Annotated in this window: 6 protein-coding genes and 1 pseudogene; 2 read left to right on the forward strand and 5 right to left on the reverse strand. The window is 65.1% G+C overall.

The window, feature by feature from the left end; translation table 11 throughout:
- Nucleotides 1-32: 32 nt before the first annotated feature.
- From RBH22_RS04985 to RBH22_RS05000, 4 genes and pseudogenes are all read right to left on the reverse strand, one after another.
- Nucleotides 33-1,385, reverse strand: coding sequence for a PAS domain S-box protein (locus tag RBH22_RS04985; RefSeq protein ID WP_306676740.1), 1,353 nt, complete (start codon nt 1,383-1,385; stop codon nt 33-35).
- A 159-nt stretch (nt 1,386-1,544) separates the two neighbouring features.
- Nucleotides 1,545-1,724: pseudogene (locus RBH22_RS04990) on the reverse strand (response regulator); the annotation flags it as partial.
- A 207-nt stretch (nt 1,725-1,931) separates the two neighbouring features.
- The gene (locus RBH22_RS04995) at nt 1,932-2,507 is read right to left on the reverse strand and encodes a cyclodeaminase/cyclohydrolase family protein (protein WP_306676720.1); all 576 of its coding nucleotides are present in this window, start codon (nt 2,505-2,507) and stop codon (nt 1,932-1,934) included.
- Between the two features lie 143 nt (nt 2,508-2,650).
- Entirely contained in the window at nt 2,651-3,841 is a 1,191-nt protein-coding gene (locus tag RBH22_RS05000; protein WP_121570344.1) for a redox-regulated ATPase YchF, read from the reverse strand.
- A gap of 148 nt (nt 3,842-3,989) precedes the next feature.
- Here RBH22_RS05000 and RBH22_RS05005 point away from each other — a divergent pair, with 148 nt between their 5' ends.
- Both RBH22_RS05005 and RBH22_RS05010 read left to right on the forward strand, forming a co-directional pair.
- Nucleotides 3,990-4,286, forward strand: a complete 297-nt coding sequence (locus tag RBH22_RS05005; RefSeq protein ID WP_256545118.1) for a hypothetical protein — start codon at nt 3,990-3,992, stop codon at nt 4,284-4,286.
- Nucleotides 4,283-4,723, forward strand: a complete 441-nt coding sequence (locus tag RBH22_RS05010; RefSeq protein WP_306676721.1) for a hypothetical protein — start codon at nt 4,283-4,285, stop codon at nt 4,721-4,723. Before RBH22_RS05005 ends, RBH22_RS05010 begins: the two co-directional genes overlap by 4 nt.
- A gap of 226 nt (nt 4,724-4,949) precedes the next feature.
- On the opposite strand, the gene RBH22_RS05015 is transcribed toward RBH22_RS05010, so the two are convergent.
- Complete coding sequence (locus RBH22_RS05015; protein ID WP_306676722.1) at nt 4,950-6,683, reverse strand: hypothetical protein; 1,734 nt, start codon at nt 6,681-6,683, stop codon at nt 4,950-4,952.
- Nucleotides 6,684-6,842 lie beyond the last annotated feature (159 nt).

The raw sequence follows: 6,842 nt of genomic DNA on the forward strand, positions 1-6,842 counted from the left end.
GCGGAGATTGATTGGGGATCCCGACGGTCTCCTCACCCAGTTCGAATCTCGAATCGGGCCCCGTCGAGCGTCTCGGCGTCGCCGACGTCGATCTCCCAGCCGTGAGCCAGGACGATCTGTCGGACGCTCGCCATCCCCATTCCGGTGCCGTCTCGGGACGCTTTCGTCGAGAATCCGGGGAGGAAGATCTTCTCGCGGACTGTCGGGTCGAGCCCCGGTCCGTCGTCCTCGTAGTAGAATCCGTCCTCACCGTCGAGGCGTCCGACGCGGACCTCGGCATTCGGGCCGCCGTGTTCGACGGAGTTGCGGACGAGGTTCTCGATCAGTCGGTGAAACGCGTCCAGGTCGGCTTCGATGTGCGTCGATCCAGCGACGGAGAACGACGCCTCCGATCCCGGGTCGGCCGTCGCCCACACCCGTTCGATGACGTCGCCGACGGCGATACGCTCCCGTTCGGCGATTATCTCGCCGCTTCGGAGCGTGCTCGCGAGGTCCGTTCGCAGTTCGTCGATACGTTCGACGGCGTCGAGAGCCGTCTCGACGTGGTCGAGATCGCCGGTTTCGAGCGCCAGTTCCAGTCGCCCACGGGCCGTCGAGAGCGGGCTCTGAAAGTCGTGTGAGACGAACCCCGCGAACTCGCCGAGCCGGTCGTTCTGCCGTTGCAGTTCGCGTTCGCGTTTCCGCCGCTCGGTGACGTCCCGGGCGGAGACGACGAGCGCGGTCACGGCCCCCGCCTCGTCTCTAACGGGGCGGAACACGCCTTCGACGGCGGTCGGCTCTCCGTCGCCCGTCGGATGCGTGGCCTCGTATTCGACGTACTCCCCGGCGGCGGCCGCGTCGACCCAGCGTTCGACGTCGTCCTGCAGTCCGTCGGCCCACCACGGTGTCGATTCGAACGCCTCGCCGATACTCTCGCTTCGGGTCAAATCGACGTACTGCAGTGCCGTCTGATTGACGTCCAGGACGGTCCCATCGGGATCGAGAAGCCCGACGAGGAGATTCGGATCGTTGAACACTGCCTCGAATCGGCGCTCGTTGCGTTCTAGCTCCTGCTCGCGTGCTTGTGACTCGGTAACGTCAGTGATGAACCCTTCGAGAACGCGGGATGTCGTCGAATCGTCTTCGTCAGAATCCGTCGACTGTTCCTTGCCGACATCGACGACGCGTCCCCGCTCCCATACCCATTTGACGGTCCCGTCTGCGGTGACGACGCGATAGGTGCACTCGAACGGTTCCTCGCGCTCGATCGCTCGCTGAACGACGGCCCAAGTCTCCTCTCGGTCTGCGGGGTGGAGCACGTCTTCGCCCCACGCTACATCTCCGGATTCGAGTTCCTCGGCGGCGTACCCGACGAGTGACTCGCACTCGCCGTCGACGGACTCCATCGGCCACCCGGGTTCGTTTCGCGTTCGGTAGACGATCCCCGGAAGGTTGCTGACGAGGGTTTCGAGCCGTCGCTTGCGGCGCCTCGCCGCCCGCACCGATCGGGACCGCTCGACGGCGTTCTCGATCCGATTCGCGAGGATGGCGTACTGATCGGTCCCGACCTCTTTCTGCAAGTAGTCGGTGACGCCAGCCGAGATCGCCCGACTCGCCACTTCCTCGGACCCCTTGCCGGTGAAAAGAATGAACGGTAAGTCGGGATGCTCCTCCCGAACGGATTCGAGAAAGTCGATGCCGGTCGTGTCCGCGAGGTCGTGATCGGAGACGATACAATCGACGTCGTCTGCGCGGAGTCGCTAAAGTGCGGCCGCCGCAGTCGACTCTGTCAGAACGGCGAGAGAGGAGTTCTGACGTTCGAGAAAGGTCGCAGTGAGGTCGGCAAACTGCGGGTCGTCGTCCACGTGAAGGACCCGAGTCGGAGCGGCCATAGGTGGACATTCCGGACCCGATCCTCTTAGTTGTGCGCGTGTCCTCGCCCATCAGTCGCGCTACGTGTCGAACGGGTCTGCGACGTCCGCCGCGGCGCGTTCGATTGCGTCGGCGCGGTCCGCGATGTCGGCTGCGAACGACGGAGCCGAGAGTGCGTCGAGGTTGCCGCGGACCATCCACAGCGCTGCTTGGAGCGCCGCAGCAGCGAGCGACGCGCCGATCCGAGCGTCGGCGACGACGCCACCGCTTCCCAGTTCGGTCACCCGCTCTGCGACTTCCAGGACGCGCAAGCAGGACTCCGCGACGGCAAGCGGGATCCCCACGGCACGCTTCGAGAGGCGTTCGGACGGTCCCTCGCCGTCCCCGCCGAACAGTTCGTCGACCACCGCAGCGTCCTGCGCGGCGAGTGCGAGCAGCGAGCGGCGCTGCCGTTCGAGGTCCGAACGGAGTGCGGGCAGCGACGACGTGTCCGCGCCGGCGTCGCGAGCAGCGAGCGTGTGTATACAGACCATCTCACAGAGTGCAGCCCCCATCGCTCCGGTCGCCGCGATCGCGGTGCCACCGGCGGGTGCGACTCGCTCGGACGCGACCTCGTCGAGGAACGAACTGAGCGACTGTTCGGTTGGCGACGGCATCGTCGGCGATTTCGCTCCGGGGTCGGTTGAGTGTTGGGAGGATGTAGCTGCGCGTGGTGTCTGTGTCGCGCAAAACAACACGCCAGGACAGCGTTCGTCAGTGGGCGACGCTGATCGGGAGCGCCGAACCCCGCAGACGGCGGCTAGTTCGTCGTGACGATTTCGACCACGTCGCGGTGTTCGAGTTCGTGATCGGAGCCGACCTGCCGGTTCGATCGGCAGTCGATCCCGTGCAGGAGGCCGTCACCGATGTCCGAGTGGAGGTGGTACGCGAAGTCCTCGGTCGTCGAATCTTCGGGGAGGATGAAGCAATCCCGGAAGACGCCCTGTGAGTCGGCACGGCCGTTCGCGCTGCCGGGGAAGATCGCGATCGCGCCCATCACGTCGAACAGCGCCGATTCGAGGACGTCCTGGACGCCCGTGCCGCCGAACGCCTCGACGTACTCGCGGATCTGTTCGAGGCCGGCCGCCTGCTCCTCGGAGGGGTCGCCGACGATCTCGAAACTCGACGCCCCGGGCTGATAGTCGACCACGCCCGCCTCTTCGGCCTGCTTGAGCGCCTTCTCCGCGTGCGCGCTCGTGGGAACGAACGTGAGGTGGTCGTAGTCGGGGTCGGCGGTCACGTCGTCGAAATGTTCCTGTGCAGCGGGCTTGTCCATCTTGTTCGCTGCGATGACGATCGGCTTCGTCCGCTTGCGGATCTCGCGGGCGACCCGCTCTTTCGTCGCCTCGTCCCACTCGTCGGGATCGAGACCCGCATCTGTCGCCAACAGGACCTGTTTGATCTCGTCTTTGTTCGTCTTGAACGCCGACATCTGCTCTGCGAGGTCCTCTTCGACGTTCTTCTCCTCGCCGTGATATCCCGAGCGGTACCGTTCGAGCCCCTTCTCTAGGATGTCGAGATACCACATATCGAGCTCGTTTTCGAGGAAGTCGATGTCGTCTCGCGGGTCGTGGCCCTCGGTCGGCTCGCCTTCGAGGTCGGTCTCACCGGAGAAGTCGACGACGTGCACGAGCACGTCCGCCTCGTTCAGGTCAGTCAGGAACTGATTGCCGAGGCCCTTCCCCTCGTGAGCGCCGGGGATGAGCCCCGCGACGTCGACGAGCTTTACCGGGACGAATCGCGTCCCCTCCTCACAGAAACCGACCGAGGGAGTGCAGCTCTCGTCGAATTCGGGGGCGGCGCACTCGACGCGAACGTACGCCTCGCCGACCGAAGGGTCGATCGTCGTGAAGGGATAGGCGCCCTCCGGAACGTCGTTCATCGTCGCCGCATTGAAAAAAGAGGACTTGCCGACGGACGGTTTGCCGACGAGTCCGATCTTGTAGCTCATTGGATTTCGGCAGTGTCTCGTCGGTCAAAAGCCGTCCTATCCGTCGCTGTCAGCGGGGTGTGATGACACGTCTCAGTTGCGGTTTGCACATATCCACTCCGACAGCGTTCACCGGGGAGTATTTGACTCGCGCGCCCCGACACGTGGTATGAGCGAGACGGAGGACGACGGCGACACCTTCGGCGTCGGGATCCACGTCACGGAGGCGGAGTTTCAGTTCGTCGTCCACGTGCCGTCGGACATCGATTCGGGCTGGACGGACCCCGAGGAGTTCCAGCGACTCGTCGAGAAGGCCGTCTGGGAGCGACTCGACCGGGAGGCGACGCTGCGCCGACTCGCGGCGGACGCCGAGACGGGCGAGACGGTCACGCTCGGGCGCGTGACGCTTCGCCCCGACGGAACCGTCGTCGACGCCGCGTTCCGGGAGTCCGTCGTCGAGACGTGAGCGACGCACTCGACGCTGTCGTCGATGCCGCGCTCGAACGCGCGCTCGTCGACGAGGCGGATGCCCGCCGGTATTTCGCGCTCGCCGGTGTCCTCGAACGCGCCCACGGGCGCGACGAGACCGACGACGGCGGCGACGGCGACTCACCAGACGAGACGAAACCGCGCGGGGATACGTCGCAGTACGAGAATCCGCTCGATGCAGCCTTGGTGAGCACCGTCGCCATCCGTGCCCTCGAAGCCACGCGCGCGGACGGAATCGACGTCGGCGCGTGGTCACCCGGTACCGACGCGACACACGCGGAGTTCGTCCGCATCGGCGCTGCTGCCGCCGCCCGACGATTCGACGTCGATATCGAAGTCGTTGCAGCGCGTTCGGGCGTCTCCAGACGGGCACTGGCACGGTACCGCACGACACAACCGACAGATCGTTCTTGACGCGGTGGTTCGGTCGTCGACGACTGACGAACTGAGTGCAGCGAGAGGAGCGTTCTGCAACTGGCGGTGCGAGAGCGTCTGCAACTGATCACAGACCTGATTGCACCCTGTCGGGCGATCGACTGCGTGAAGACGTGCCGCAATCGCCGTCTCCGGTACACAGCTATCGCTGTTTTTGCGATCCGCCTCAGAAAAAGAGCGTGCCGACAGAGTTCAGAACGACCCGTCAGTTCCGACCGGGAGCGTTTCCGGAGTTGCCGGGTGCGCTGTCGTCTTCTTCTCCGTCGTCGTCTTCAGCGTCGTCATCGCTATCGTCGCTGTCGTCTTCTCCTGCGTCGTCGTCGGCTTCTTCGGCGTCATCCGCCTCGGTTTCGTCGTCGGTTTCGTTAGCCCCGTCGCTATCGTCTTCCTCGGCGTCGTCGTCAGCCTCGTCGCGGTCGTCCGCTGCGTTACCGTTTCCGGGGTTACCGCGTGGGGCCGATTCGTTCTCGTCGTCGGTCTCGTTCTCGTCGTCCTCAGACCGACCGGGGGCGTCCCCAGACTGACCGGGAGCCTCGTCGGAACGGCCTGGCCCGTCCTCTGCGTTGTTCCCCCGCGCCTCCGAATTGCTCTGGGCGTCACCAGAGCGACCCGGGGCGTCGTCGTCGCCTTCGTCATCTGCGGTTTCGTTTTCGTCGTCTGCGTCGTCATCACTGTTCCCCGGTGCTTCGCCGCTGTTCCCGGGTGCGTCGTCAGCGTTGCCCGGGTTGTTCTGCGTCACGAAGTCGGAGATGGCCTGCCCCGGCGGGCCGTCGAAGCCGGCCGACTGGAGCGCACCGACGAACTGGGCGACTGCCTGGCCGAACGGACCCTGCTCGACGAATTCGACCGTTAGTTGAGTCGTCGTCGTGGCAGTCTCGTTATCGGCGCTGGCAGTCACGGCGATCGTGACGTTCTCCTGCGGGAGGGGGAGGGCGACCTCGCCGGCGTCGTCGGTCGTGTACGTGCCGGTCCCCGAGTAATCGCCGTCTGCCTCGATCGCGACAGTTGCGTTCGAGACGGCGTCGTCACCGTCCGTGACGGTCACGAGGACGCCGTCGTCGTTCTGCTCGGCGGCGACTTCCAGTTGCGCGTAGCCGGTGAGTTCAGTGGTCGCTTCGGCACTCAGATTGTCCGCCGTCGCAGTGACGGTCACGTTCTGCGTGTCTTCGGGCTGGTCAAGCACCACGGTCCCGTTCGCGTCAGTCGTGTACGTGCCCGTCCCCGAGTAGTTGCGCTCGGCGTCGACGTCCACGGTCGCGTTTGCGACTGGATCGTCGTACTGCGTGACGGTCACGGTCGCCGCGCCGTCAGACGCCTGCTCGATCGTGACGTCTAAGGACTCCTCGACCGGCGTGAGTTCGATCTCCGTCGCAGCCGTTACGCCGTTCGTGCGGGTGTCGATCTGGACTGAGACCGTCTCGTTCGGATTCGGGAGCGTGACGGCCCCATCGGCGTCCGTCGTGTACGTGCCGTTTCCGTCGTACGCCGTCTCGGACGAGACGTTGACTGTTGCGTTCTCGATCGCGTCGCCGTACTGCGTGACGGTCACCGTCGCAGTGCCGTCGGCGGCCTGCGTCGCGGTCACGTCGAGCGAATCGGCGAGCGGGACGATTTCGACGTCGCTACTCGCGTTCGTCCCGTTGGCGCTCGCGTCGATCTGGACCGAGACCGTCTCGTTCGGATTCGGCAGGACGATTGTTCCGTTCGCGTCCGTTTCGTACGTCCCGTTTCCGGCGTACGGTGTACTCGAGGTCACTTCGACCGTCGCGTTCTCGACGGCGGTGTCGTTCTCTGTTACTGTCACGACCGCGTCGCCCGTCTCGGGACGCTGATCGACGTCGACCGAGAGTCCCGTCGCCGCGCTCGCGGCCATCGGGATTGCGGCCATCCCAACGAGGGCGACGACCACGGCGATCGTGAGTGATTTGCTGCGGGTCATTGCACTCGACCCTTGTGACCCCTCTTGGATAAAGCGGGAACTCGCTCAGGCCGTCTTCCACCCGATTTAGCCCGATTTAACCGAATTAACAGTTTGTGAGGACGGATGTGCGAGCGTGTTTTGCCGATGAATTACGGAGACGACGTTCGAGACGATTGC

Source organism: Halobellus sp. H-GB7, assembly GCF_030848585.1.
GTDB lineage: Archaea > Halobacteriota > Halobacteria > Halobacteriales > Haloferacaceae > Haloquadratum > Haloquadratum inordinatus.

What these genes read in the sequence shown, in the direction of transcription:
- RBH22_RS05005 (WP_256545118.1), top strand. Translation starts at nt 3,990, where the DNA reads ATGAGCGAGACGGAGGACGACGGCGACACCTTCGGCGTCGGGATCCAC.
- RBH22_RS05000 (WP_121570344.1), bottom strand. Translation starts at nt 3,841, where the DNA reads ATGAGCTACAAGATCGGACTCGTCGGCAAACCGTCCGTCGGCAAGTCC.
- RBH22_RS04995 (WP_306676720.1), bottom strand. Translation starts at nt 2,507, where the DNA reads ATGCCGTCGCCAACCGAACAGTCGCTCAGTTCGTTCCTCGACGAGGTC.
- RBH22_RS04985 (WP_306676740.1), bottom strand. Translation starts at nt 1,385, where the DNA reads ATGGAGTCCGTCGACGGCGAGTGCGAGTCACTCGTCGGGTACGCCGCC.
- RBH22_RS05015 (WP_306676722.1), bottom strand. Translation starts at nt 6,683, where the DNA reads ATGACCCGCAGCAAATCACTCACGATCGCCGTGGTCGTCGCCCTCGTT.